This window comes from Telluria aromaticivorans (assembly GCF_013003915.1).
Classification (GTDB): Bacteria; Pseudomonadota; Gammaproteobacteria; order Burkholderiales; family Burkholderiaceae_D; genus Telluria; species Telluria aromaticivorans.
Genome location: NZ_JABAIV010000008.1, coordinates 23,007 through 48,812, shown reverse-complemented (window position 1 = coordinate 48,812; position 25,806 = coordinate 23,007). Strand labels below are relative to the sequence as shown.

The 25,806-nt window shown below is 62.8% G+C and carries 23 protein-coding genes; 3 read left to right on the top strand and 20 right to left on the bottom strand.

Going from position 1 to position 25,806, the window contains the following annotated elements; all coding sequences use genetic code 11:
* Nucleotide 1: 1 nt before the first annotated feature.
* From HGB41_RS19210 to HGB41_RS19150, 13 genes are all read right to left on the bottom strand, one after another.
* Nucleotides 2–2,164 (bottom strand): HDOD domain-containing protein, encoded by a 2,163-nt coding sequence (locus HGB41_RS19210; RefSeq protein WP_171087471.1) that lies wholly within the window; start codon nucleotides 2,162–2,164, stop codon nucleotides 2–4.
* 327 nt (nucleotides 2,165–2,491) lie between these two features.
* On the bottom strand, nucleotides 2,492–3,781 hold the full coding sequence (locus HGB41_RS19205) for a multidrug effflux MFS transporter (RefSeq protein ID WP_171087469.1): 1,290 nt from the start codon (nucleotides 3,779–3,781) through the stop codon (nucleotides 2,492–2,494).
* 11 nt (nucleotides 3,782–3,792) lie between these two features.
* On the bottom strand, nucleotides 3,793–5,004 hold the full coding sequence (locus HGB41_RS19200) for a THUMP domain-containing class I SAM-dependent RNA methyltransferase (protein WP_371868553.1): 1,212 nt from the start codon (nucleotides 5,002–5,004) through the stop codon (nucleotides 3,793–3,795).
* Nucleotides 5,005–5,358: 354 nt separating this feature from the next.
* Complete coding sequence (locus tag HGB41_RS19195) at nucleotides 5,359–5,769, bottom strand: CopD family protein (RefSeq protein ID WP_171087467.1); 411 nt, start codon at nucleotides 5,767–5,769, stop codon at nucleotides 5,359–5,361.
* Nucleotides 5,756–6,382, bottom strand: a complete 627-nt coding sequence (locus tag HGB41_RS19190) for a hypothetical protein (RefSeq protein WP_171087465.1) — start codon at nucleotides 6,380–6,382, stop codon at nucleotides 5,756–5,758. The genes HGB41_RS19195 and HGB41_RS19190 overlap by 14 nt, the downstream gene beginning before the upstream one ends.
* Nucleotides 6,383–6,386: 4 nt before the next feature.
* Complete coding sequence (locus HGB41_RS19185; RefSeq protein WP_171087463.1) at nucleotides 6,387–7,787, bottom strand: AAA family ATPase; 1,401 nt, start codon at nucleotides 7,785–7,787, stop codon at nucleotides 6,387–6,389.
* Between the two features lie 15 nt (nucleotides 7,788–7,802).
* Entirely contained in the window at nucleotides 7,803–9,068 is a 1,266-nt protein-coding gene (locus tag HGB41_RS19180; RefSeq protein ID WP_171087742.1) for a glutamate-5-semialdehyde dehydrogenase, read from the bottom strand.
* Nucleotides 9,069–9,308: 240 nt separating this feature from the next.
* Nucleotides 9,309–10,322 carry a DNA polymerase III subunit delta gene (gene holA / locus HGB41_RS19175; protein WP_171087461.1) on the bottom strand — a complete coding sequence of 338 codons (1,014 nt, stop codon included), beginning with the start codon at nucleotides 10,320–10,322 and terminating at the stop codon, nucleotides 9,309–9,311.
* A gap of 9 nt (nucleotides 10,323–10,331) precedes the next feature.
* Nucleotides 10,332–10,838, bottom strand: a complete 507-nt coding sequence (locus HGB41_RS19170) for an LPS-assembly lipoprotein LptE (protein WP_171087458.1) — start codon at nucleotides 10,836–10,838, stop codon at nucleotides 10,332–10,334.
* Nucleotides 10,839–10,841: 3 nt separating this feature from the next.
* The gene (gene leuS / locus HGB41_RS19165; protein ID WP_171087457.1) at nucleotides 10,842–13,484 is read right to left on the bottom strand and encodes a leucine--tRNA ligase; all 2,643 of its coding nucleotides are present in this window, start codon (nucleotides 13,482–13,484) and stop codon (nucleotides 10,842–10,844) included.
* A 269-nt stretch (nucleotides 13,485–13,753) separates the two neighbouring features.
* Nucleotides 13,754–14,080 (bottom strand): barstar family protein, encoded by a 327-nt coding sequence (locus HGB41_RS19160; RefSeq protein WP_171087455.1) that lies wholly within the window; start codon nucleotides 14,078–14,080, stop codon nucleotides 13,754–13,756.
* Nucleotides 14,081–14,082: 2 nt separating this feature from the next.
* Complete coding sequence (dapB, locus tag HGB41_RS19155) at nucleotides 14,083–14,892, bottom strand: 4-hydroxy-tetrahydrodipicolinate reductase (protein WP_171087453.1); 810 nt, start codon at nucleotides 14,890–14,892, stop codon at nucleotides 14,083–14,085.
* Between the two features lie 12 nt (nucleotides 14,893–14,904).
* On the bottom strand, nucleotides 14,905–15,450 hold the full coding sequence (locus tag HGB41_RS19150) for an outer membrane protein assembly factor BamE (RefSeq protein ID WP_371868552.1): 546 nt from the start codon (nucleotides 15,448–15,450) through the stop codon (nucleotides 14,905–14,907).
* 141 nt (nucleotides 15,451–15,591) lie between these two features.
* Here HGB41_RS19150 and fur point away from each other — a divergent pair, with 141 nt between their 5' ends.
* Nucleotides 15,592–16,020 (top strand): ferric iron uptake transcriptional regulator, encoded by a 429-nt coding sequence (gene fur, locus HGB41_RS19145; RefSeq protein ID WP_171087451.1) that lies wholly within the window; start codon nucleotides 15,592–15,594, stop codon nucleotides 16,018–16,020.
* A gap of 156 nt (nucleotides 16,021–16,176) precedes the next feature.
* Here fur and hrcA read toward each other — a convergent pair whose 3' ends face one another.
* Together hrcA and HGB41_RS19135 are read right to left on the bottom strand one after the other, a co-directional pair.
* The gene (gene hrcA / locus HGB41_RS19140) at nucleotides 16,177–17,193 is read right to left on the bottom strand and encodes a heat-inducible transcriptional repressor HrcA (RefSeq protein WP_171087449.1); all 1,017 of its coding nucleotides are present in this window, start codon (nucleotides 17,191–17,193) and stop codon (nucleotides 16,177–16,179) included.
* Nucleotides 17,194–17,254: 61 nt separating this feature from the next.
* A complete protein-coding gene (locus tag HGB41_RS19135) occupies nucleotides 17,255–17,968 on the bottom strand; it encodes an HAD family hydrolase (RefSeq protein WP_171087447.1) in 714 nt (237 codons plus the stop codon).
* A gap of 203 nt (nucleotides 17,969–18,171) precedes the next feature.
* Between HGB41_RS19135 and HGB41_RS19130 the strand changes: the two genes are divergently transcribed.
* Both HGB41_RS19130 and HGB41_RS19125 read left to right on the top strand, forming a co-directional pair.
* On the top strand, nucleotides 18,172–18,762 hold the full coding sequence (locus tag HGB41_RS19130; protein ID WP_171087444.1) for a hypothetical protein: 591 nt from the start codon (nucleotides 18,172–18,174) through the stop codon (nucleotides 18,760–18,762).
* 19 nt (nucleotides 18,763–18,781) lie between these two features.
* A complete protein-coding gene (locus tag HGB41_RS19125) occupies nucleotides 18,782–19,420 on the top strand; it encodes a hypothetical protein (protein ID WP_171087443.1) in 639 nt (212 codons plus the stop codon).
* Between the two features lie 186 nt (nucleotides 19,421–19,606).
* Here HGB41_RS19125 and HGB41_RS19120 read toward each other — a convergent pair whose 3' ends face one another.
* The 5 genes from HGB41_RS19120 to HGB41_RS19100 all read right to left on the bottom strand — a co-directional run bounded on the left by HGB41_RS19120 (nucleotide 19,607) and on the right by HGB41_RS19100 (nucleotide 25,748).
* On the bottom strand, nucleotides 19,607–19,780 hold the full coding sequence (locus tag HGB41_RS19120) for a hypothetical protein (RefSeq protein WP_171087441.1): 174 nt from the start codon (nucleotides 19,778–19,780) through the stop codon (nucleotides 19,607–19,609).
* A gap of 343 nt (nucleotides 19,781–20,123) precedes the next feature.
* Nucleotides 20,124–20,891, bottom strand: a complete 768-nt coding sequence (gene rsmA / locus HGB41_RS19115) for a 16S rRNA (adenine(1518)-N(6)/adenine(1519)-N(6))-dimethyltransferase RsmA (RefSeq protein WP_171087439.1) — start codon at nucleotides 20,889–20,891, stop codon at nucleotides 20,124–20,126.
* 25 nt (nucleotides 20,892–20,916) lie between these two features.
* Nucleotides 20,917–21,978: a 4-hydroxythreonine-4-phosphate dehydrogenase PdxA gene (gene pdxA, locus HGB41_RS19110; protein ID WP_171087437.1), complete on the bottom strand. Its 1,062-nt coding sequence runs from the start codon at nucleotides 21,976–21,978 to the stop codon at nucleotides 20,917–20,919.
* 4 nt (nucleotides 21,979–21,982) lie between these two features.
* Nucleotides 21,983–23,383 carry a peptidylprolyl isomerase gene (locus tag HGB41_RS19105; protein ID WP_171087435.1) on the bottom strand — a complete coding sequence of 467 codons (1,401 nt, stop codon included), beginning with the start codon at nucleotides 23,381–23,383 and terminating at the stop codon, nucleotides 21,983–21,985.
* Between the two features lie 76 nt (nucleotides 23,384–23,459).
* A complete protein-coding gene (locus HGB41_RS19100; RefSeq protein WP_171087433.1) occupies nucleotides 23,460–25,748 on the bottom strand; it encodes an LPS-assembly protein LptD in 2,289 nt (762 codons plus the stop codon).
* Nucleotides 25,749–25,806 lie beyond the last annotated feature (58 nt).

Here is a 25,806-nt window from a genome sequence, read left to right as displayed (position 1 = left end):
CTTATGCGGAGCCGAGGGCGCGGGCCGGCAGCGCGACGCTGTTGCCAGTGCCCGTGCCGGCGCCGGACCATGCCGGCAGGAGGATTTCAAAGGCGGTGCCGGTGCGGCCGCTGCGGCAGGCGATATGGCCGCCCAGCTTCTTTACCAGGCTGTGCACGATCGACAGGCCGAGGCCGTGGTGGGCGCCGTCCTTGGTGCTCTTCACCGGCGAGAACAGGTGGGCCAATACTTCGCGCGACAGGCCGGGGCCGTTGTCGCTGACGACCAGTTCGAGGTACATCTGGCGCTCGCGGTTGACGTGGCCGCGGTTGAGGATCTCGATGCGCCCGCCGGTAGTGCCGAGCGCTTCAATGGCGTTCTTCACGAGGTTCACCAGGATCTGCTTGAGCACATCGGCATCGCCTTCGATGCGGGTGGCGTCGTCGGGCATGACCACTGCGATATCGACCGAGCTGGGGACGAAACCGGTGCTGCGGAACAGGCGCTGCACCTCGTCCACCACCTTGGCGACGTCGGTCGGGCGCGGGCCCGCTTCGGTCGGCTTGAGGTCGGCGAGGCTCTGGACCAGCTGGCCGACGCGGTCGATCTCTTCATTCAGGATCGACATCTCGCCGCCCACTGGTTCCTGGCGCGCCAGCTTGCTATCCAACACGCTCAGGTAATTCTTGATGATCGCCAGCGGGTTGTTCACTTCGTGCACCACGCGGCGCGAAGCTTCGCGGTATTCATCGGCGACATGGGCCAGCTGGCGGCGCGCGTGGCCGCGTTCGGACAGCATGGTTTCCAGCGCGGTGGCAGCCTGCACGCCGAACGACTGCATGAAGCGTTCGCGCCGCTGGCAATGCGGCAGCTGCCAGGCGTCGACGCCGCCAATCAGCACACCGAGGCAGCGCGCGCCGGCCACCAAAGGCACGCAGACCAGGCTGTCGGTGCCGAGCATGCGCAGCAGCTGTTCTTCGGCCAGGCCGAGTTCTTCGCCTTCGCGCTGCACGAAGGCGGGGCGGCGCTCCAGCGCGCTCTTGGCGATCGCGCCGCCCTTGGCCAGCGGCACCGCGAATTCGGCGATGCGCTGGCTGCCCTGGGTGGGCGCACCAACCAGGGCATGACCGGTCGGGTTCTCGAGCAAGACCACGGCATTGCCGAAGTCGAACAGGATGCGCGCCGAGCGCGTCATCGCTTCCAGCAAGCCGCTTTCGCCCTGCTGGCGCGCGAAGCTCTGGCCGACTTCGGACACCAGCACCATGTTGCGCACTTCTTCGGACAGGCGCTGCTGCACCGGGTCGAGCGCGGGCGGGGCATAGGCCGTGGGCGCCGGGATGTCGTCGGCGCCTGCCAGGTCGATGCCGAGGTAGGCCGCGGCCTTTTCTATCTGGCGCGCGGCGCCGGCGAGTAACTGGCCAACCTGCTCGGCGTCGATGCCGCACAGGCCGGCGGCGTCACGCACGGCTGCCTCGTCGTCCGAATGGCTCGACAGCACGTGGGCCAGGCGCACGATGCGGATCAAGGGGTGGGCCGATTCCAGGCGGTCGCTCGGCTCGTGGTGGTACAGCACCGCGTCGGCCAGGAAGGAATCGAGCTGCCAGCGCTCGATCAGCCAGGCGCCGGCTTCGGCGTGGGTGATCTGGAGCGTGCGCTGCTCGACCGCGCACAGGTCTTCGTCATCGCGCGCATTGAAGTTGAATGCGTATTCTTTCGGCGCGGTGGCCAGCAGCGCCAGGCGGCCGACATTGTGCAGCAGGCCGGCCAGGTAGGCTTCTTCGGCATGCGGGTACTCGACGATGCGCGCGATATCGCGGGCGATCACGGCGCCGCTGAGCGAATTCTTCCAGAACGCACGCAGGTCGGTGCTGCTGGAATGCGGGAAATTATTAAAGGTCTGAAACACCGAATCGCTGATGACCAGGGTCTTGATCATGTCGGTGCCGAGGGCGACCAGCGACTGCTCGAGGTTGACGTTGCGATGCGGGCGCTGGTAGGCCGAGCTGTTGGCGACGGCCAGCAGCTTGCCGGTCATGCCGGCATCCTTTGAAATCAGGGCCGCCAGTTCCGGCATGCCGAGATCGTCGGCCTGCAGGTGTTCGATGAGACGCACGAGGATCTGCGGCATGGCCGGCAGACGGGCAATCAACAGGCGATTGCGGATATCCTGATCCGATTGTTGCATGGTCTCAAACGTGGCCGCTTGTCGAGGGTTGTCCGGGGCGTCCCGGACGGGAGGCCACATGGTCTTGCTTTGTCATCTAGCAAACAGAACAATGTTTCGTGCTTTATTCTGGGCACGAAAAACTTGTCTTAGCATATAGACATTTCTGATCGGGAACAATACTTTCTGTAAAAAGTGTTGCCGAGATGCCGCTCTAATAGTAGGTCAGCAACGAATCATGGCTGGAAAGGTGAAATAGTATTTCATATATGCATGACTTTATGAAATTTTATTTCATGGTCGAAAAAAAGCCCGCCCCTGTGAACAGAGCCGGGCTTTTTTGCAAAATTACGGAACTTGGCGTCCCGTACGCGCCAAATTGCGCCGGTAGCGCCGTGCCGTGACCCAGAAGGCCAGCGCCACCAGGGCGAAGCCAGCCTGGCCCAGTGCCAGCGAAAACACCGAGTGCGAGAGGGCCGGCGCCACCAGGCCGGCCACGATGGCGCCCATCAGCGTCGTCACGAAGGACTGGCAGGAAGCCACGGTGCCGCGGATATGCGGGAACAGGTCGAGCGCAAGCAGCGTGGCGCCGGGCGCAATGATCGAGCTGCCGAAGGTGAAGAAGAACATATGCAGCACGCTCCAGGGCAGCGCCGGCGGCAGGAAGGCGTGATAGCTCACGTTGAAGGCGATCGCGCCCAGCATGAAGAAGAAGCCGACCCGGATCTGGCGCGCGAAAGTCAGCTTGCCCGCCATGCGGTTGGCCGCCAGCGCGCCCAAAAAGATCCCGCTCACGGTCGGCACGAACAGCCACGCGAATTCCGACGGTCCCAGGCCCAGGTGCTCGGGCAGCATGACGGGCGCCGCCGCGATGTACAGGAACAGGCCGGCGAAATTCATCGCCACCACGCCCGCCTTCATGTGGAACAGGAAGGAGCCAAAGATGGCGCCGTAGCTTTCGGCCAGGAAGCGCGGGTTGAAGGGCTGGCGCTTTTCCATCGGCACCGTCTCGGGCAGGTGCTTCCACGAGAACCATCCGAGGACCACGGTGTACACGCACAGCGCCAGGAAGATCGCGCGCCAGTCGAAGAAGGTGACGATCCAGCCGCCCAGCACCGGCGCGATGGCCGGCGCGATCGAGAAGATCATCGTGACCATCGACAGCAGGCGCGCCGCCGCCGCATCGGAATACAAATCGCGGATGATGGCGCGGCCCACCACTACGCCCGCCCCTGCCGACACGCCCTGCATGATGCGGAACACCCACAGCGAATGCACCGAATGCGCGGAGGCGCAGCCGAAGGTGCCGATCGCGAACACGACCAGCGCCACCAGGATCACGTTGCGGCGCCCGAAGGCATCGGACAGCGCGCCGTGCCAGAGCACCATGCCGGCAAAGGCCAGCATGTAGGCGGTAAGCGTTTGCTGCACCTCGATCGCCGACGCGCCCAGGTTGGCGCGGATCTGCGGGAAAGCCGGCAAATAGGCATCGATCGAGAACGGCCCGAGCATCGACAGCCCGGCCAGCAGCGTGGCCAGGCCGCCCGCCGACAGCATCGCGATCTTGACCGGCGGTGGCAGCGGGACCGGGACAACCGGGTCCTTCGGCAAGTGGTCCGGTTCGTTCGGCGGCAGCATGGGGTCTCTTGTTATTCCGGCTTCGGCATCGCGGGTTTGGCCCCCTCGCGGCGGTTGAAGCCCTCGACCATGTCGAAGCGGAACAGGCGGCATTCCAGCGCGCCGTTGAAGAACGGGGTCTTGCGCGCTTCTTTCAGGCGCAGCAGTTTCGGCAGGCTCAGGTCGGCGGTGAACAAGAATACCGTCCAGCCGGCGAAGCGCTGCTTGAGCGTGGTGCCCAGGGCGGAATAGAAGGACACGGCCATCTCGTCCGGCGCCATGCTGGCATCGCCGCGCACGCCGATCCGCTCGCCGTAAGGCGGGTTGGTCAGCAGGATGCCAGCTTGCTCGGTTGGCGGCGACACGTGCTGCGCCTCGATCTGCTTGAGCGGGACATCGAACATGATGCCGGCGATCTTCAGGTTGTGGCGCGCCATCTCGACCATGTCGCCCGAAATGTCGGAGCCGAAGATGGTCGGCTCGCTTGGCAGCGGGTTCGGCTTGATCTCGGCCTTCATGGCAGCCCAGGCTTCGCGCTCAAAACCGGCGAATTTCTCGAACGCGAAGCGGCGGCGCGCGCCGGCCGGGATGCCCTGCACCATCTGGGCCGCTTCGATCAGGATGGTGCCGGAGCCGCACATCGGGTCGAACAGCGGCACGCCAGGCTTCCAGCCGGCCACGCGCAGCATGCCGGCCGCCAGGTTCTCGCGCAGCGGCGCATCACCGGTCTCTTCGCGCCAGCCGCGCTTGAACAGCGCTTCGCCCGAGGTGTCGAGGTAGATGATGAAGTTGCGCTGGTCGAGGAAGCCGACGATGCGCATATCCGGCTCGCGCGTGTCGACCGACGGGCGCTTGTTGAACTGATCGCGGAAGCGGTCGCAGATGGCGTCCTTGATCTTCAACGTGGTGAATTCGAGGCTGCGCAGCGGCGACTTGACGGCCGTGACGTCCACCCGGATGGTGTGGTCGACGCCAAACCAGTCTTCCCAGGGCTGCTCGAGCACCAGGTCGTAGATGTCGTTTTCGGTGGTGTAGCTGCGCTGGCCCATGCGCATCAGCACGCGCGAGGCAATGCGCGAATGCAGGTTGACGCGGTAGGCGTCGGTCATGGAGCCGGAGCAGTGCACGCCGCCCGGCACCTGGTTGTGCACCTTCAGGGTAGTGCTTTGCTGGGCGATTTCACCCAGTTCTTCGGCCAGCGCCGCTTCCATGCCACGCGGGCATGGGCAAAAATATGAGGCCATGAGGGGTACCCTTTGTCCGTTGAAAAAATCTGTTGAGTTACGCGTTATCGGCTTGCTTGCGTCGATAACCGTGGGGCCGTCGCTTACTACGTTTTTACACCGCTATCCCAAAACCGTCGCTCGCAGCTGTTTTTACCGTTATCCGAAAAACCGTCGTACGCGCCACTGGCGCCTCCGACTTCCGGCGAAGGCCGGAACCTAATTTGACGTTCGTGGCGGACCAACGAACTTGAAGGGAATAATGCCAGTGGCATTATTCCCGCCTTCGCCGGGAGTCAGTTCCGCCAGTGGCGGGAATGACGGATCAAAGTGCAGTGGTACTAATCACAGCGGTGCTAATCACAGCCGTGCCAGTCAAAACGGCTTCACCACCACCAAAATCACGATCGCCAGCAACACCAGCACCGGCATTTCATTGAAATACCTGAACCACTTGTGGCTGCGCTTGTTCTGCCCCGCCTCGAATTTGCGCAGCAGCGACCCGCAGGCGTGATGGTAGCCGATCGTCACGAGGACCAGCGCCAGTTTCGCGTGCAGCCAGCCGCCGCTGAAGCCGTAGCCCAGCCATAGCCAGAGGCCCAGCAGCACCGCCGGCACCGCCAGTATCGTCGTGAACCGGTACAGCCGCCGCGCCATGCCCAGCAGGCGCTCGATCACCGCAGGGTTGGTTTCCTGGGCCAGGTTGACGAAAATACGCGGCAGGTAGAACAGCCCCGAAAACCACGAGACGACGAAGAGGATGTGGAAGGCTTTAATCCAGAGCATATGCAATCGCATTTAACTGAGCAACCAAATTTGCTTCAAACGCGTCAAACGCCTTAAGCCCTCTCAGCGATTCAAACGAACCAGATCTCGGAGTTATAAGATGACGCGCTTTTTGAGGATTAAATTTATCTAACGCACGACCTGTCTTGCCACTTGCCGTTTTAAGTGCAGTCAACAAAGTTAGTTTTGGATCAGGCAATGATTCCCACTTGTCACGGCGCGGTATATCAAGCCGATGATTTCCACCTGCGTTGCCTGCGGCAAAACGAATTGCTTGTTCATCCGCGAGAAGCCAAGCTTCAGTCATCCGAACAGGTATAAGGGGAGCATATTTGACGCTAAATCCACGCATCACTACATCCACTTCCGCAATACGCTGCTCATGTGACATCGTTTCCGCGTCCCGATGAACAATCAATAAATCGCAAGGAAAGTTCTGCAACGCTGCGCGGATACGAGAGTCAAGATCATTCCCGACCTTCCCAAAATTCTTAGCAAAAGCTCCGACTGAACGCACAGCAGGAAAATGTTGTCCGATTAGCCAACTCAAAATCGGCATCAATACCTCATCAGACGTTCCATCTGCTAAAAGCGTATAACGAAAAATACTCATCGACCTAGCGACAATCTATTTCTAACTGATGGAATAATTGGCCCACGCTTTCCTTCCCAGGTGTAACGTCTTCATCTTCCTCTGCTGGCCCCAGGTAGTCGAGCAATGCCCCAAATGTAACCGATGCTTCTTCTTCTTGGAAATTTGCCTTGGTTCTCCAAGTACCAAGAATAGGGCAAAACAAAGAAAGAGACGCGCCGTCACTTTTGTAAGCCTGTGAAACAATTATGCTCTGGGTCTGCAGCTTTTGAATAACCAATGGCGAATGCGTATTTATAATAATCTGGCGCAGAGGATTATCCGGTCCGATAGCATATTGAGGATCAACAGCCATATCATCTAATAGAGAAACAATCGCGGGGATTCGTGCGGGATGTATCCCATTCTCCGGCTCCTCTAAACAAATAACGCCACCCGCTTCAGGATCAGCACCAATAATTGCAAGTGCTAAAAAACGAAGGGTTCCGTCCGACAGTGCTCGTGCCTCATGCCGGATTCCACTGACGGTCTCCAGATACAACGTTTTCAGCTCTCGCCGCTCGTCGATATCAACGTCTAAGCTTTTAATATCTGGCAGCAAATTCGCTAGTTGCGCTGCGACCGCATCGAATTTTTTCAAGCGATGCAATGTTGCCGGAAGATGCTCGCCGGTTGGCGAAACTCTACCAATTGCAGAGAAATCATCGGGCTTCCGCAGTGAGCTTGATTCTAATTGCAAATTGATCCATGACTGCATTTCTCGGCGAGCTGCCAACGCAGTAGGGCGATCAATCGTATTAATATTACTTAAAATTGTTCGCTCTGCCCGCTCTATCGGGATGCTAATCGGCTGACCAGAGGACCCTCCATCCTGTCGAACTTTTGCAATTAAAGAGTTTTCTTTATCGATATAGATGAAATCGCTTCGGCTTGACCCTTGATAAATTGACTCAAAAAACTCCTGCGATACAGGAAAACCGAGTTGGCGCTTTGCATCACCCTTGGGAACAAAATCGAGTGACTCATGCGCAAGCTCAATTCCTTCCGGCCTAGCTCCTGACGCGGGAACATACCTCAATCCAAGCTTATACTGAAGATAGGTCACCTTTGGCTTCCCTTCACGCCCGAAGTCATCAACAACCTTATCACCAACCAGAAAATCTACTTCAAATTCCATTAAGGTCGCTTGGACACTTGCAGTTCGTGTAAATAATGCCGAAAGATTAATTCTACGCCGATCGCTATTACGGATACGGGTTGCAGCATCGATAATTGACGTGTCGGCGAGATCACGAAGAAACATAATCGCGTCAAAAAGGTTTGACTTCCCAACGCCGTTAACGCCGGCGACGCAGGTAAAAGGGCCAAAACGGACCTCAATATCTTCCAAACTTTTGAACCCGCGAACTTTTAATCTAGTAAGCATTTGCTCTCTCCGTACTTAGGTACGAACTTCACCGTGACCGAAAACGACATATTTTAATGATGTTAAACCTTCTAGTCCGACTGGTCCACGCGCATGCAGCTTGTCGTTCGAGATCCCGATTTCGGCGCCCAGTCCGTATTCGAATCCGTCGGCAAAGCGCGTAGAGGCGTTCACCATCACCGAGGCGGAATCGACTTCGCGCAGGAAGCGCAGCGCAGCGCTGTAGTCTTCGGTGATGATGGCCTCGGTGTGCTTCGACGACCAGGTGTTGATGTGGTCGATCGCAGCGTCCAGGCCTTCCACGATGCGGATGGCAAGGATCGGCGCCAGGTATTCGGTGCTCCAGTCCTGCTCCGTCGCATGCACCAGCCAGGGATAACCCGCCAGGATCGCATGCGCTTCCGCGTCCGCCCGCAGCTCGACCTCTTTGGTCTTGTACAGCTCCGCCAGCTGCGGCAGCACGGTGGGGGCAACCGAACGCGCCACCAGCAGCGTCTCCATCGTGTTGCAGGTGCCGTAGCGGTGGCATTTGGCGTTGAACGCAACCGGTAGCGCCTTGGCGATGTCGGCCTTGCCGTCGATGTAGACGTGGCAGATGCCGTCCAGGTGCTTGATCATCGGGACCGTGGCTTCATCCATCAGGCGCGCGATCAGGCCTTTGCCGCCGCGCGGGACGATCACGTCCACGTACTGCGGCATCGTGATCAGGGCGCCAACGGCGGCGCGGTCGGTGGTGTCGACCACCTGCACGGCGTCGAGCGGCAGGCCGGCGCCACTCAGGCCTTCGCTCACCAGTTTCGCGAGCGCGCGGTTGCAATGGATGGCTTCCGAGCCGCCGCGCAGGATGGCCGCATTGCCGCTCTTGATGCACAGGCCGGCCGCGTCCACCGTCACGTTCGGGCGCGCTTCGTAGATGATGCCGATCACGCCCAGCGGCACGCGCATCTGGCCCACCTGGATGCCGCTCGGGCGCGATTTCATGTTGGTGATTTCGCCGACCGGGTCGGGCAAGCCGACGATCTGGCGCAGGCCTGCGACCATGGTGTCGATCGCGGCGTCCGACAGCGCCAGGCGGTCGAGCAGTGCGGGTTCGAGTCCACCCGCCCGTGCAGCTTCCATATCCAGCCCGTTGGCGGCGCGCAGCAGGTCCGCGTCACGTTCGATGGCGTCGGCGATCAAGAGCAGTGCGCGGTTGCGCGTGGCGCCGTCGGCCCTGGCCATGGCACGCGATGCGGCGCGGGCGTTGCGGCCCAGGGAGTGCATGTGTTCGGTGATATTCATCATGTAGCCCGTTTTACGGTGTTCGTAGGGTGGGCGGGGTCATTTGGGCCAATGGCCCGAATGACAAACGCCCGCGCGTGCAAATAACAGTTCGTAGGGTGGGCGGGTCCCCCGCCCGCGCGTTCAGCCAGTGCGGGAATGGCCGACGCGCATCTATTCACCGTGTAGTTGAACGCGTGGGCAGGTAATTTCGGGCAATGCCCGGAATTACGCCCACCCTACGGGCTAACGGTTATTCCGTTACCGCGCCACCCTCAACGCTAATTGGAGCATCGCATCCCACGCATCCCCCGCAAACGCCTTGGCGCGCAAGCCCTTGACCATGCGGTCCACCTGCGCCGCCTCCTGCAAGGCCGCTTCCAGCGTGGCGATCGTCACGCGGCGCACCGCCGGCTCCATCATGCGTTCGCGCGGGCCCCAGATCCGGTGTTCCTTGAGCAGCGCGCCCAGCGGGCGGCCCTGCTGCATCCCGGATTTCAATTTTAGCAGCGTGCGGATTTCTTCACTGACGGCCCACAAAACCAGTGGCAGCGCCTCGCCCTCGCCCTTTAACCCGTCGAGCATGCGCGCCAGCCGCGCCGGGTCGCCCAGCAGCATCGCCTCCGACAGCTTGAACACGTCGTAGCGCGCCACGTTCAGCACCGCATCCATCACCTGCTCGAAGGTCAGCTTGCCCGGCTCGTGCAGCAGGCCGAGCTTCTGGATCTCCTGGTGCGCCGCCAGCAGGTTGCCCTCGACGCGGTCGGCAATGAAATCCAGCGCCTGGCGGTCGGCGCTCTGGCCCTGGCTGGCCAGGCGCACGCCTATCCAGTTGGGCAATGCGGGGCGTTCGATGGTCGGGATCTCGATATAGACCGCGGCCTGCTGCAGCGCCGTCACCCAGGCCGCCTTGGCGGTCTGCCAGTCCAGCTTGGGCAGGGTGATGAGGGTGAGATTGTCGGGACTCAGGTCCTTGGCGTATGCCTGCAGCGCGGCGCCGCCGTCCTTGCCGGGTTTGCCGGTCGGGATGCGCAGTTCGATCAGCTTCTTGTCGCCGAACAGCGACATCGCCTGGTTCGCGGCCAGCAGCTCGCCCCATTTGAAGGTGCGCTCCACCGTGAGCACGTCGCGTTCGGTATAGCCCTGCGTGCGCGCGGTACGGCGGATACGGTCGGCCGCTTCCAGTGCCAGCAGGTGTTCGTCGCTGGTGATCACGTACAAGGGCGCCAGGCCCTTGGCCAGGTGGCCCTCGAGGGCCTCAGGCCGCAGCTGCATGAGTCACCTTCACACCGGCTTGATCGCGGCCAGGCGGCGCAGGATCTGCTGCACCAGGTCGGCCTGCATGTCGCGGTACAGCAGCGCTTCTTCCGATTCCTTGGCCAGCACCTGCGATTCGTCGAAGGCGATATTGCGGCGCAGGGTGATCTCGGTCGGGGCCAGCAGCACCTTGTTATTGGCGTCGCGCACGCGGAACACCAGCGTATAGCTCAGCGAGTATTCGCGTACCCGGCCCAGGCTGTTCAGCGACAGGATGGCCTTGCCGCGCGATTCGCCCAGCACGTCGAACAGCGCTTCCGCCTTCGAGGCATCGTTCTCGATGCGCACGCTGTCGCCCGCGCGCAGGTTGCGCTTGAGCTCCGTACCGAGCGGCGAGGATTCGGCGAAGGCCAGGTAGATGCTCTGGAACGGCATGTTGTACTGGCCGTTCGAGCCGCGCAGCTGGAAGCCGCAACCTGCGAGAGTTGCAGCGGCCAGCAGCGCAATGAGTGCACGCATCACAATGGTCTTCATCGCTTACACCACGATGTTGACGAGTTTGCCCGGCACGACGATGACCTTCTTCGGCGTGCCTTCGATGAACTTCTGCACCGCTTCTTCCGCCAGCGCAGCCGCTTCGATGCTCGCCTTGTCGGCATCCTTGGCCACCTTGACCGAGCCGCGCAGCTTGCCGTTCACCTGGATCATCATCTCGATTTCCGACTGCTCCAGCGCGGCAGGGTCGACTTCGGGCCACTGCACGTTGAGGATGTCGCCGTAGACGGCGGCATAGCCCAGCTCCTGCCACAGTGCGTGCGTGATGTGCGGTGCGACCGGGTTCAGCAAACGCAGGAAGATCGAAAAGCCTTCGGCGATCACCGCATCCGACGCCACACCCTCGGCCAGCTTGCTTGATTCCAGCGTGTTGAGCATCTTCATGCAGGCCGAGACCACCGTGTTGTACTGGATGCGTTTCAGGTCATAGTCGGCCTGCTGCAGCACCTTGTGCACTTCGCGGCGCAGGGTCTTCTGGGCGTCGTCCAGCGAACCTTGCTTCTGGCCTGCCAGCGCGCTAGCGATGCGCTCGCGCTGTGCGTAGCCGAAGGCCCACACGCGGCGCAGGAAGCGGCTGGCGCCTTCGACGCCGCTGTTCGACCACTCCAGGGTCTGTTCCGGCGGCGAGGCGAACATCGTGAACAGGCGCGCGGTGTCGGCGCCGTATTGCTCGATCTGGGCCTGCGGGTCGATGCCATTGTTCTTCGATTTCGACATCTTTTCGGTGCCGCCGATATTCACTGGCTGTCCGTCCGACTTGAGCACCGCATTCTGCGGACGGCCCTTATCGTCGAAGGTCAGCTCGACCTCAAGCGGGTTGTACCAGGTCTTCTTGCCGGACGCCTCTTCGCGGTAGTAGGTCTCGTTGAGCACCATGCCCTGGGTGAGCAGGTTCACGAACGGCTCGTCGAACTTCACCAGGCCGAAGTCGCGCATCACCTTGGTCCAGAAGCGGGCGTACAGCAGGTGCATGACGGCGTGCTCGATGCCGCCGATGTACTGGTCCATCGGCATCCAGTAATCGTTGCGGGCGTCGACCATCGCCTCGTTCGAACCCGGCGAGGTATAGCGCATGTAGTACCAGGACGAATCGATGAAGGTGTCCATCGTGTCGGTCTCGCGGCGTGCCGGTTTGCCGCATGTCGGGCAGTCGCACTTCAGGAAGGCTTCGTCCTTGTTCAGCGGGTTGCCGGTGCCGTCCGGGACCAGGTGTTCCGGCAGCACGACCGGCAGGTCTTTTTCGGGAACCGGCACCGAGCCGCATTCGCCGCAGTGGATCATCGGGATCGGGGTGCCCCAGTAGCGCTGGCGCGAGATGCCCCAGTCGCGCAGGCGGAAGGTGACCTTCTTGTCGCCCAGGTTTTGCCCGGCCAGGTCGCCCGCCACGGCATTGACCGCGGCGATGTAATCGAGGCCGTCGTACTTGCCCGAATTGATGGTGCGGCCGTTTTCCTTGTCGCCATACCACTCGGCCCAAGCGTCCAGCGAGAATTCCTGGCCTTCGACAGCCACCACCTGCTTGATCGGCAGGTTATATTTTTGCGCGAAACCGAAATCGCGCTCGTCGTGGCCCGGCACGCCCATCACGGCGCCGTCGCCATAGGTGATCAGGACGTAGTTGCCGACCCAGACCGGGACCTGCTCTTGCGTGATTGGGTGGGTGACGAACAGGCCGGTCGGCATGCCCTTCTTCTCCATCGTCGCCATGTCGGCTTCGATCACGGAACCCATCTTGCACTCGGCGATGAAGGCTTGCAGCTCGGGGTTGTCGCGGGCGGCATGCTGGGCCAGCGCGTGTTCCGGCGCCACGGCGCAGAAGGTCACGCCCATGATGGTATCGGCGCGGGTGGTGAAGACGTACAGCTTGCCCTCGTTGATCAACTCACCCTTGTCGTCCTTGACCTCGTGCGGGAAGGCGAAGCGCACGCCGGTGGATTTACCGATCCAGTTGGCCTGCATGGTGCGCACGCGCTCGGGCCATCCCGGCAGCTTGTTGTCGACGTGGTCGAGCAGCTCGTCCGCGTAGTCGGTGATGCGCACGTAGTACATCGGGATCTCGCGCTTTTCGATCGGCGCGCCCGAACGCCAGCCGCGGCCATCGACCACCTGCTCGTTGGCCAGCACGGTCTGGTCGACCGGGTCCCAGTTCACGGTGCCGGTCTTCTGGTAGATGATCCCTTTTTCCAGCATCTTGAGGAACATCCACTGGTTCCACTTGTAGTATTCCGGCTTGCAGGCGGTCATCTCGCGCGACCAGTCGATGGCCAGGCCCATCGATTCCATCTGCCCGCGCATGTGGGCGATGTTCGAATAGGTCCACTCGGCCGGCGGCACGTTGTTCGCCATCGCCGCATTCTCGGCCGGCATGCCGAAGGCGTCCCAGCCCATCGGCATCAGCACGTTGTAGCCGTTCATCCGCAGGTAGCGGTACATCACGTCGTTGATCGTATAGTTGCGCACGTGGCCCATGTGCAGCTTGCCCGATGGGTAAGGCAGCATCGAGCAGGCGTAATACTTGCCTTTTGGGAAACGCGGGTCGTGTTCGACGGCTTTATAGGCCTCGATCGACTTCCAGTAGGCCTGGGCGGCCTGTTCGACTTCGGCTGGACTATATTTTTCTTGCATGGTGATCTGCGGACGGAAAAAGGGAGTGGAGCAGAACATTATACTGGTTCATTTTGCACTGCGGCGAAAGGTGGGGGCATGGAAGGGCACGCCCGAGGAGGTGTCGCGGCATTGCAGTGTCGAGGCATGCAGCGCCATCAGAACCGCAAAACGAAAAACCGTCATCCCGGCGAAGGCCAGGATGACGGTCTTGAGGGTATGGGGTAAAAAGGGCTTCGCTATTCGGCCAAGGCTTTAGGGACGAGCTCCGGGCCAACGGCGACTAAAAATCAGCGCAGCACCAGCTCCAGCGCCGGCTCGTCGCCGTAATCCTCATAGCGCTCGTTGATCCCGCCGATGCAGAAGGCGATCTCCTCGAACAGGTCGGGAACCGCGGCCTTCATCTTGTCGGCATCCGTGATCACGATCTCGAGCACTTCGTTCTGCTTGAGCGTGAACTTGGTCATGTTCTCGTCGTCGCGCAGGTAGCTCATGCAATCTACCCAGGCGTCGATGCTGTCGGCGTAGGACTCAGGGAAGCCGAACGCGCGCCGGCTCTCCACGTGGAAGGAAGCCTCGTCGACGATGGCCGAGCCATTGAGTTCAACGGTTGCCATGATCAGCTCCTCAAGCCGAGCACGTCGTCCATGCCGAACAGGCCGTGCGGCTTGTTCGCCAGGAAGCGGGCCGCGCGCAGGGCGCCGCGGGCGTAGGTGACGCGGCTGCTGGATTTGTGGCTGATCTCGATGCGTTCGCCGGTCCCGAGGAACATCACGGTATGGTCGCCAACGACGTCGCCGCCGCGCACGGTGGCAAAACCGATGGTGGACGGGTCACGTTCGCCGGTCACGCCTTCGCGTCCGTACACGGCGCATTGCTTGAGGTCGCGCCCGATCGCGTCGGCGATCACTTCGCCCATCTTCAGCGCAGTGCCGCTCGGCGCATCCACCTTGTGGCGGTGGTGCGCTTCGACGATCTCGATGTCATAGCCTTCGTTGAAGCTCTTCGCCGCCATCTCCAGCAGCTTGAGGGTCACGTTCACCCCCACGCTCATGTTCGGGGCGAACACCACGCCGACCTTCTCGCCAGCGGCGCGGATCGCGGCCTTGCCGGCATCGTCGAAACCGGTGGTGCCGATCACCATCTGCACATTGTTGGCGGCGCAGTACTCGAGGTGGCGCAGCGTGCCTTCGGGACGGGTGAAGTCGATCAGCACGTCGGCATCCGTCAGCGCGGCCGCCAGGTCGGACTGGATCATCACACCCGTGACCTGGCCGGCAAAAGCGCCGGCATCGAGGCCAATCGACGCCGAACCGGCGACGTCCAGCGCGCCGGCCAACGTGGCATCGGGCGCGGCCTGGATGGCGTCGACCAGCATGCGGCCCATGCGGCCACTGGCGCCGGCGACGGCGATCTTCAATTGCGTCATGCTTTGGCCTCGTTACTGGATGACCGGGGCGCCGCCGACCTTGACCGGTTCGACCGGACGGGTTTCCTGCTTGGCCTTGGTGCTGACCTTGGCCGGGCCGGCGATGCGGTCGATGTACTCGCGTTCGGTCGGCAGGTTGCCGCCTTCAAAGCGCGCGACCTTGTCTTCCTTGAAAAAGATGGAGACGCGGCTGGTAGTCAGCTCGCCGTTGCCGCGCGCGAGGTAGAACGGGAAGTCCCAGCGGTCGGCGTGGAACATGTCGGTCAGCAGCGGCGAGCCGAGGATGAAGCGCACCTGCTCCTTGGTCTGGCCTTCCTTCAGCTGGACCAGCATCTCTTGCGAGACGAAGTTACCCTGCTGGATGTCCGGGCGGTAAGGCGAAAAGATCCACATGAATTTCTGCAGCTTGGTGGCTTGCACCGTCTGGGCGCCGGCGTTGGCCGCGGCAGCGGATTTCTGTGCGTCGGCGGCAATCGCCGCCGTGTCCGTGCTCACCGGCGGCGCGGGACGCGTCTGGTTGCGCCAGGCGGCGCAGCCGGACAGCATCAGCGTGCACACAAGGCCGGCCGCAAGGGCTGCCCGGGCTGGGAATCGACGGAGAACGGCTGGTTTGACGCGCATAGGTAACCTCAAAACGTTTGAGCGGGAGCTCCAAAACGCTATATCATAAAGCACTCCGCCAATATGCGAGCAACAAACATGAGCAACAACCCCACCGACCTGAAGGCCAGCGGCCTGAAGGCAACCCTGCCACGCCTGAAAATCCTGGAAATCTTCCAGAACAGCTCCGTTCGGCACCTGACGGCGGAAGATGTCTACAAGATCCTGCTAGCGGAAAATATGGACGTGGGCCTGGCCACCGTCTACCGCGTGCTGACCCAGTTCGAGCAGGCCGGCCTGCTGAACCGCAACCACTTCGAAACCGGCAAGGCCATCTACGAGCTCAACGCAGGCTCGCACCACGACCACCTGGTGTGCCTGGATTGCGGCCATGTCGAGGAGTTCTACGACGAAGAGATCGAGTCGCGCCAGCACAAGATCGCAGCGGAACGCGGGTACAAGATCGCGGAGCATTCGCTGGCGATTTATGGGAACTGTATCAAGGTGGCTTGCCCGCGCAAGGGGTGATCCCGGTTGCTGACGAGTTGCCTGGCTAATCGTAGGGTGGGCGGGTCCTCCCGCCCACGCGGTCAAACCAGGGTGATTCTGCCCGCGCGATTATTCATGCCCTAACTATCACCGCGTGGGCGGAATCCGCCCACCCTACAATGACGAGACTTCTGCTCACGAGTGGCTCAACGCATTCGACAGCAGCTTCGCCGTAATATCCACAATCGGAATCACCCGCTCGTACGCCATGCGGGTCGGCCCGATCACGCCCAGGGTGCCGACGATGCGGCCGTTGACTTCGTACGGCGCGGTCACCACGCTCATTTCATCCATCGGCACTAGTTTCGATTCGCCGCCGATGAAGATCTGCACCCCGCCCGCCTTGCTCGACACGTCGAGCAGCTGCATCAGGCCGGTCTTCTGCTCGAACATGTCGAACATCTGGCGTAGCGAGCTCATGTTCGACGACAAATCGGACACCGACAGCAAATTACGCTCGCCGGAAATCACCATGTCGTCGCCTTCGGCCATGGCTGCGCTGCCGGTTTCCACCGCCACCGCCATCAGGCGGCCCATGTCGTCGCTCAGCTGGCGCAGTTCGCCGCTCAGGCGGCGGCGCACCTCGTCGAAGGTGAGGCCGGCGAAATTCTGGTTCAGGTAGTTGGCCGACTGGATGAGCTGCGTCGGCGTGTAGTCGGCGTCGGTCAGCAGCAGGCGGTTCTGCACGTCGCCGCGCGGGTCGACGATGACCAGCAGGATCCGTTTCTCCGACAAACGGAGGAACTCGATCTGCTGGAATACCGACTCGCGCCGCGGGCTCTGCACCACGCCGGCGAACTGCGACAGCGAGGACAGCATCTGCGCCGCGTTCGCGATGAGTTTTTGCGGCTGCTGCAGCGGCAGGCGCATCTGGTGCGATTCCATCGCGTGCTCGTCGAGGTGCTGCACCGTCAGCAGGGTGTCGACGAACAGCCGGTAGCCGCGCGGGGTCGGGATGCGGCCGGCCGAGGTATGGGGACTGGACACATAGCCCATCTCTTCGAGGTCGGCCATGATGTTGCGGATCGTGGCGGGCGAGACGTCGAGACCGGAAATCTTCGACAGCGCGCGCGATCCGACCGGCTGGCCGTCGGCGATGTATCGCTCGACGAGGGCTTTGAGCAGGGTCTGGGCGCGGGGTTCGAGTTGCATATTCCAGGAGGGACGGGAGGGTACGCTACTATTATGCACGCTCCGGCGCGCGCTGCGCCAGTTATCCGTGCGTGCGCTTGAGCCAGTCGACCAGCCCGTCCAGGCTGTGCACCTCGGCATCCGGCTGGATCTCGCCGGCCTGCCGGTTCTCCTTGGCGGTGCGGTTCATCCAGACCGCGCGCAGGCCGGCGCGCTGGGCGCCCTGCACGTCCAGCACCAGGTCGTCGCCCACGTACACCGCCTCCTGCGGCGCGACGCCGAGCTGGCGGCAGGCTTCCAGGAAGATGGCCGGATCCGGCTTGGCCACGCCGAAGCTGGGCGCCGCCACCGACACCGCGAAATGGCGCGCCAGGCCGATGGTCTGCAAATCGGCATTGCCGTTGGTGACCGAGGCAATCCGCACCCTCCCCTTCAGGCGCAGCAGGCCGGGCAGCACGTCGTCGTAAGGGATCACGGCGTTGCGGGCGGCGAAGAATTCGGTCATCGCCTGCTCGACCTTGGCGGCATCTTCGCCGGCCTGCTCGAAGGCCGCGATCAGGCCGGCGCGGCGCAAGGCGCCCAGGTCGAGCTGGAATTCGGGCTTGCGCGCAAGTAACTCGAGGCGCGCATGGCGCAGGGTGTCGATCGTGAACTGCTGCGCAACCAGCGGCGCATGCTCGCGCAACCAGGCAAACAACACCTGCTCGGCCTCGATGATGACGGGCGCGATCGGCCACAGGGTGTCGTCGAGGTCGAACAAGACGGCTTTGGGCCAGGGGCGGCGCTGGGGGATCATGGTGGGGTCTGCTCCGTAAACGTTCAGCCAAGCATAGCGAGCCCGGAAGTAGAAATCAATGCGGGCCCGTCGGTTACACCCCGATACAAAGGCAAACCGTCCAGCAGCTTGCCAAATGGACTAAAATGTTGGGCGATTATCTATCCGCCGCGCCGCTTCGTGCGCGGTTGTGCATTCCACCAGTGTTGATTTTTGGAGAAATTATGAAGAGTTCCTACCTGCGTGCCGGTGCTGCGCTGGCGTGCGCGCTGGCGCTGTCCGCTTGTGGCGGCAGCGATGGCGACCTGGGCCTGGGCGGGTCGTTTTCCGGCGTAACCAAGCCGGGCCTGGTCCTGCAGAACAATGGCGGCTCCGACCTGACGGTCGCGCCGACGGCGACCGGTTCGGGAACCTTCTTCTTCAGCCAGCTGTTGGAAACCGATTCCGACTACAACGTCACGGTCAAGGGCAAGCCGAGCAATACCGAGAAATGCGAGGCATTCCGCAATACCGGGAAGGTCGCGTTCACCATCACCACGGTGGCCATCGTCTGCACCATCAAGACCCATGCGCTGACCGGAACGGTCTCCGGCCTGACGGGCAACAACTTGGTGCTGGTCAATGGTGCGGACCGCGTCCCGGTCGCAGCGGGCGCCACCACCTTCGCCATGGCCCGCGTGAATGAAGACGCGCCCTACGGCGTCGCCATCCTGACCCAGCCCGACAACCAGACCTGCACGGTTGCCAACGGCAGCGGCGTGACGGGCGCGAACGACATCGCCAACGTGGCCGTCACCTGCGTCAACCGTACCTAATTCTCCTGGAGCTGACTCAATGAAGTTTTCCCTGATTCGTCCGGCCGGCGCGCTGGCACTGGCACTGAGCCTCGCCTCTTGCGGTGGTGGTGGCGACGACAACGATTATTCCATCAAGGGCGTAGTCGAAGGCGTGGTCTACCCGGGCCTGGTGCTGACCACCAATGGCAGCGACTTGGCGGTGGCGCCCCCGGCAAAGGCTGCTGACCCGGTGGAATTCACCTTCGCGAACCGGCTTGAATATGGCGATGCCTTCAATATCTCCATCAAGAAGGATCCGGCACACCAGACTTGCGGCGTCAACCCGCAATTCCCGCGCAGCGTCTCCGGCACGGGTGGCGAACTGACCCAGATTAATGCGCGCTTCGTGTGTGTGGTCAACGCCTATAACATCGGCGGCAAGATCATCGGCCTGACTGCGGCCAACACCGGCCTGCAGCTGACCAACGGCAGCAGCGGCGGATCGATCGTGCCGACGGCCGAGGCCACCGGCGCCGCTTTCGAATACATCATGCCCCTGAAAGTGGAGTTCGGCGTGACCTACGGCGTGACCATCGTGACCCAGCCGGTTGGCCGTTTCTGCACCGTGTCGAACCCGACTGGCACGATGGGCGACGCTGCGGTGACCAATATCGACGTTACCTGCGTGCCGCGCTGAGGTATTCACGAAACGCATGTCGCGTATTCGAAAGGAGAATTGGACTAATATGCTGTAACGCAGCATACTAACTCCTGTCTCCTCCAACTCTCCTCAAAAAGAATTGGATTTCAGCCCGCCTCACCGCGGGCTTTTTTTTTGCCCGCTCGCCGGGCAGGGTGCCGGCTCTGCGTCGAACTTTACTTCTCAGGCGCCGCGTTTTGCACTGACCTTCACCACTGCCACCTGCGAGGCACCGACCGACACCTGGGCGTTATACGCCTCGGCCGCACGGGTCGTGGCTGCCGTTGCGTAGCCGCTGACGCCGGCCAGGACGAGGGTGGCGAGGAAAATGGCTTCCATGTGCTTGAGGGTGTTCATTGTCGTGCTCCTTCGGTGTTCACTGGGTGAGTGGCTAGCCGCTCTTGGGTAAAGTGGCTGTCGATGGATGCACTTTAGCCAATGGGGGTGTTTGGCTCCAGCGGGGTGCGACGGACTGCAGGAATGGGCGCTTGAAGGGGCGGAAATGCGCGATGTTCGGGGATTGTGCGCTGCAGTAGACCGTAGGGCGGGCAGGGTCAGGTCGGGCAATGCCCGGCATGACGAATGCCCGCGCGTTCAACGAATGTGGAAGAGCCACGGAGCGTGTTCATTGACGTAATTTGAACGCGCGGTCGGCGAAGCCGACCACCCTACAAGGGCCCCGATGAGTTGAACCGGAGCCTTACAGCAAATTAGCCAGCGCCACATACTGCTCCAGCCCCACCGCCTCCGGACGGGTGCCCGGATCGATGCCGGCCTCGACCAGCTGGGCCTCGGTGAACATGCCCGCAACACAGTTGCGGATCACCTTGCGGCGCTGCGAGAAGGCCTTGGCGACCACTTTTTCCAGCGTGGCGCCGTCGCACTTGAGCATCTCGCGTTTCGGAACCATGCGCACGATCGCCGAATCCACCCGCGGCGGCGGGTCGAAGGCGGTTGGCGGGACGATGAACATCAGGCTCATGTCGTAGCGCCACTGCAGCATCACCGACAGGCGGCCATAGGCCTTGGTGCCCGGCTCGGCCACCATGCGCTCGACCACTTCCTTTTGCAGCATGAAGTGCTGGTCTTCAACCAGCGGTGCGAACTCGGCCAGGTGGAACAGCAGCGGACTCGAGATGTTGTACGGCAGGTTGCCGACGATGCGAAGGCGCTGCCCTTCCGGCACCGGGATCGAACCGAAATCGAATTTCAGGGCGTCGCCCGAGTGCACGGTGAGCTTCTCGCGCGGGTAGGCTTTTTCGAGGCGCGCCACCAGGTCGCGGTCGAGCTCGACAACGTGCATCTGGTCGAGCTGCTTGAGCAGCAGCGCCGTCATGGCGGCCAGCCCCGGGCCGATCTCGACCATGGTCTCGCCGCGCTGCGGCGCGATGGTGTCGATGATGTCGCTCAGGACCATTTTGTCGGTCAGGAAGTTCTGGCCGAAGCGCTTGCGTGCTACGTGTTTCATGTGTGCTTTCTTGCTTGTCTACTTATTATTTGGACTGGCGGCGCGCCGCAGCCATGTCCATGGCGGCGCGGATCGCCTCGATCATGCTGCCGCAGTCGGCCAGCCCGAGGCCTTGCGCAGCGAGGTCCAGTGCGGTGCCGTGGTCGACCGAAGTGCGTACCAGCGGCAGGCCGAGCGTGACATTGATGCCGCGCCCGAAGGTCGCGTGCTTGAGGGTCGGCAGGCCCTGGTCGTGGTACATCGCCAGCACGCAGTCGGCGTCCGCCAGGTACTTCGGCTGGAACAGCGTGTCGGCCGGGTACGGGCCGCGTGCATCGATGCCGCGTGCCCGTGCCGCTTCCAGCACCGGCGTGATGACCTCGATCTCTTCGCGCCCCAGGTAGCCGTTCTCGCCCGCGTGCGGGTTCAGGCCGGTGACCAGGATGCGCGGCGCGGCGATGCCGAATTTCGATTTCAGGTCGCGCTCGATGATGTCGATGGTCTGCGCCAGGTTCTCACGCGTCAGCGCGGCGGGAACGTCCTTGAGCGGCAGGTGGGTGGTGGCCAGCGCCACCCGCAGGTAGGCCTGGTCGCCGGCCGGCTGCCCGGCCAGCATCATCACGACCTTCGGCGTATTGGTTTTCTCGGCCAGGTATTCGGTATGGCCCGAGAAGGCCACGCCGGCGTCGTTGATCGTGCTTTTCTGGAGGGGTGCGGTCACGATGCCTTCGAACCAGCCGCACAGGGCGCCCTCGATCGCGAGATCCAGGGTAGCCAGCACGGCGCGGCCGTTTTCGGGGTCGAGCGTGCCGGGCACCACGTGGGCCGCGAGCGGCACGTCGATGACGGCCAGCCGGTCCTTGCCGAACTGCGGCAGGCCGCCGTTGCGCAGCGCCTGGATCGACAGCGCGGCCAGGCGAATCTCCGGATCGATCAGGCTGGCGGTGAGCGCCAGGAAGGCGGCGTCGCCCACCAGCACGCAGTTGGCGGATTCGCGCAGCGCCCAGGCCGCGCGGATCGAGATTTCAGGGCCGATGCCGGCCGGCTCGCCGACCGTGATCGCCAAGCTTGGGCGATGCGTCGGCCGGCTCAGCTCCGGCATGGCCATGGGATTACTGCTCCTCGCGGAACTCGACGTAGGCGCGGTCGCGCACCTGGCGCATCCAGTCTTCCATCGCTTCCTGCATCTTGCGCTCGCGCAGGACCTGGCGTGCCACGCCGCGCTCCTTCGACTGGCTCACGTCTTCAGCCTTGCGCTCGACCACGCGCAGCAGGTGGTAACCGAAAGGCGACTCGATGACGTCGGACATCTCGCCCGGCTTCAGGCTGGTGAGGGCCTGGTCGAACTCGGGACCGGCATCGCCCGGCGCCAGCCAGCCCAGGTCGCCGCCCTTGGCCGCGCTGGCAGGTTCCTGGCTGTACTGGCGCGCCAGGTCTTCGAAGGTGGACGCCTTGTTGTCGACTTTTTCCTTCAGTTCGAGCAGCTTGCGCTTGACCTCGGCGACCGTCATGGTCGGCGTCGGCTTCATGAGGATGTGACTGACGCGGGTCGTCTGGATCACGTTCTTGTCGCCCGCCGCATCGGCAACGCTGCGCTTTTCCGCCATCTTCAGGATGTGGAAGCCTACGTTGGTCTTGATGATCGAGGTGACCTGGCCCGGCTGCAGCTTGCGCAGTTCGGTCGCGAAGACCGGCGGCAGGCGGTCCGGGTCGCGCCAGCCGATTTCGCCGCCCTTGAGGGCATCCGGCGCTTCGGAATAGGTGGCGGCCATCTTGCTGAAATCGGCGCCGGTGCGCAGCTGGCGCGCCACTTCCTCGGCGCGCGCGCGCCTAGCCGCGATCTGCTCGGGCGAGGCGTTCTCGGGCACGGCGACCAGGATCTGCGACAAATTCATCTCGACCTTCTCGGCCGCGGCGGCTTTCGAGGCGGCCAGGTAGGTGTCGATCTCGGCTTCGGACACCTGGATCTTGGCGTCGACCTCGTGCTCGCGCAGGCGGGTCATCATGATCTCGTTGCGGATGTCGTCGCGGAACTGCGCATACGGCAGGCCCTCTTTCTCCATCTGGTTGCGCATCTCCTGCACCGACATCTTCTGGCCTTCGGCGATGCGGCCGATGGTGGCGTCGAGGGTGCGGTCGTCGACGCGTACACCCATTTCCTTGGCCATCTGGATCTGCGCGCGCTCGACGATCATCGCCTCGACCACCTGGCGTTCCAGGGTGGCCTGGTCCGGCAGCTGCACGTTACGCGATTTCAGGTTCTGCGCGGTCTGGACGGCGCGGTTGCGCACCTCGTTCTTGGTGATCACCTCGTCGTTGACCACGACATGGATCGAATCGATCACCTTGGTGCTGCTTGATGCCGGCGGCAGGAAGCCGCTGCCCTGCTTGGCTGGGGCGGCTGGTGCGGCAGCGGCCGGCGCAGCGGCCTGGGCCAATACCTGGCCTGCGGCCAGTGCGCACAGCAGCGCGGTTGCAAGCTTAACTTGGTGAAAACCGGTGGAACGCGTCATCTGGAAAGCACTCATTCAGGTGAATAAATATTCAAGTAATCCGGCAGCAGTGTAGCGACTGCCGGTTAAGACGTCCTTAAGGACGTCCCACATTGGTGTTCAACTGCGTATAACCCGGGACGCTCTTGCTGAAAGTCTCGAGCGCGTTGCCCAGGCCAAGGCGCGACAGGCCGTTGAGCTCGAGCTGGAAGAAGGCCGAGGTCGAGGTGGTCTGGGCCGCCGTCACGAAACGCTGGCCACCCATCCGGAACACCCAGCAATCGGCCTTGTACTCGAGACCGATGAGACTCTCGAGCAGCTTGCCCTTCCCGACCGGCGAAGCGCCCCCCACGCCGTACGACCGCAGCGCATAGCTCACGCGCCCGACACCATACCAGCGCGAAGTGATCGGCCACTGCGCCGAAAAATCGACGTTGCGGAAGCCATCGCGCTGGTAGCGGTACTCGGCGTTCAGGACCTTCATCCGGGCTGGCTGCCACTGCATGCTCAGGTTCGAGCTGTACAAACTGCTGCCGGCCGCGTCATATTGTACGCCGCTATCGAAGCTCCAGGTCTCCGAGATGCGGCCGGAGGCTGCCAGCAGCACGTCCGAGCGGCTCTGGTGCAGCGGCTCGCCCGGCAGGCGCACGCGCGGCTCCTCGAAATAGATGCGCTGGCCAAAGGCCATGCGCAGGCGCTCGGCGCCGTCCGGCTGGATGTAGCGCGACACCAGGGCTGCGGTCAGCTGGTTGGCGTCGGACACGCGGTCGGGCCCGACGAAGCGGTTTTCGCTGAACAGCTGCGCATAATTGAAGCCGGCGCGGCCCGTATCGAACAGCGGGAACGCGTCCTGGTTCTTGTACGGGGTGCGCACGTAGAACAAACGCGGCTCGAGCGTCTGGGTGATGGCGCGGCCGAATAGCGTGGTGTCGCGCTCGAACACCATACCGCTGTCGAGCGAGAAGGTGTTCAGGTAGCGCGAGAGCTTGCGCTCGCCGGTGTAGTTGGCGCGGTCCAGGTCGTACTTGCTGGCGTGGGCGATGAATTTCGGCGTGATGAAGTAGCCGGGGCGCACCCACGGGTAGCTGACCTGGCCGACCACCACGGCGCGGTTGCCGCGCACGAAATCCGGATGCCAGAAACGCACCGCTTCGGCATCCACTGCCCAGTCGAAGCCCGCCACGTCGTAGCGGCCGGCGTGGAAGTTGACCTGCGGGAGGCGGTCGTAGGGGCGCGGCACCGCCAGGCGCGGATCGGTGGCCGCGGCCGGGTCTTGCAGCACCTGGTAGTTCTGGGCGCGCGCGGTCAGGCTCCAGTACTGGCCGCTGTAGTCGGTGCGCACTTCGCGCAGCAGCTGGCGCTCGGCGCTGACCGCCACCGTGCGCGAGAAGTCGCTCGGGTATTCGTCATCGGACGCACCGTGCAAATTCCAGCCGTAGGACCAGCCGGGCGCCAGGCTTTGCGTATGGATCGAGTCGACGCGCCAGCGGTCTTCGCCGGTCTCGCGGTCGTGGCGCAAGCCCTCAAGATGGGTCTCGCCCTGGTAGGCGCCGCGCTCGGTCACGCCGAGGTAGCGGCCGGTGGCGCCGAGCTGCAGGCCGCGGTCGAACATCATGCGCGGATAAACCGTCAGGTCGCGGTTCGGTGCGATGTTGAAGTAGTACGGCACCATGATCTCGGCCTTGCCCTTGGAGCCGAAGCCCACCGTGGGCGCGAGCCAGCCGGAGCGGCGCGCGCCCGACAGCGAGAACGACAGGGCCGGGGTGCCGATGATCGGCACATCCTTGAAATAGATGACGGTCTTGCCGGCCAGGCCGACGTCGCGGCCGCTGTCCAGGCGCAGGGTGCTCGACTTTAAATACCAGTCGGGGTCGGGACCTTCGCAGGTGCTGTAGGTACCGTCGCGCACCAGCGCCACGTTCTCGCCGAGGAAGTCGATACGCGAGGCATGGCCTTGGGCGTTATTCAACTGCAAACGGTACTCGGGGCGCAGCACATAGCCCTTCCCGGTCTCGAGGTTGAGCTGCAGCTCGTCGCCCTTGTAGCGGTCGCCGAAGCGCCACATGTTGACGTTGCCGGCGGCCGTGACCTCGTCCTCCACGCGCATGTAGCACGCGGTGTCGGCCGTCAGGCGGGTCTGGCCGCGTGTCAGTTCGACATTGCGTTCGAGGTTCAGCTGGCGGTCGGGCCGCCCGTTGATTTCCTCGGCGCTGATCGTGATGGGCAGGTCCTGTTCACTGGCGGCAGTAGCAGCGGCAGGTGAAGTGGCTGGCTGTGGTGCGGGCGGTACAGTCTGCGCGTGCACGGGCGCGGATGCTGCTGCAGCCAGTGCGTACAGCGCGAGTACCTGCCGTGGGGGAAATGGGTGGGCCGTAAACCAGCTCATGGAAGATCGTGGTGCGCCATAAAGGGCGGTATTTTTGAGATGAATCCCTTATTATATG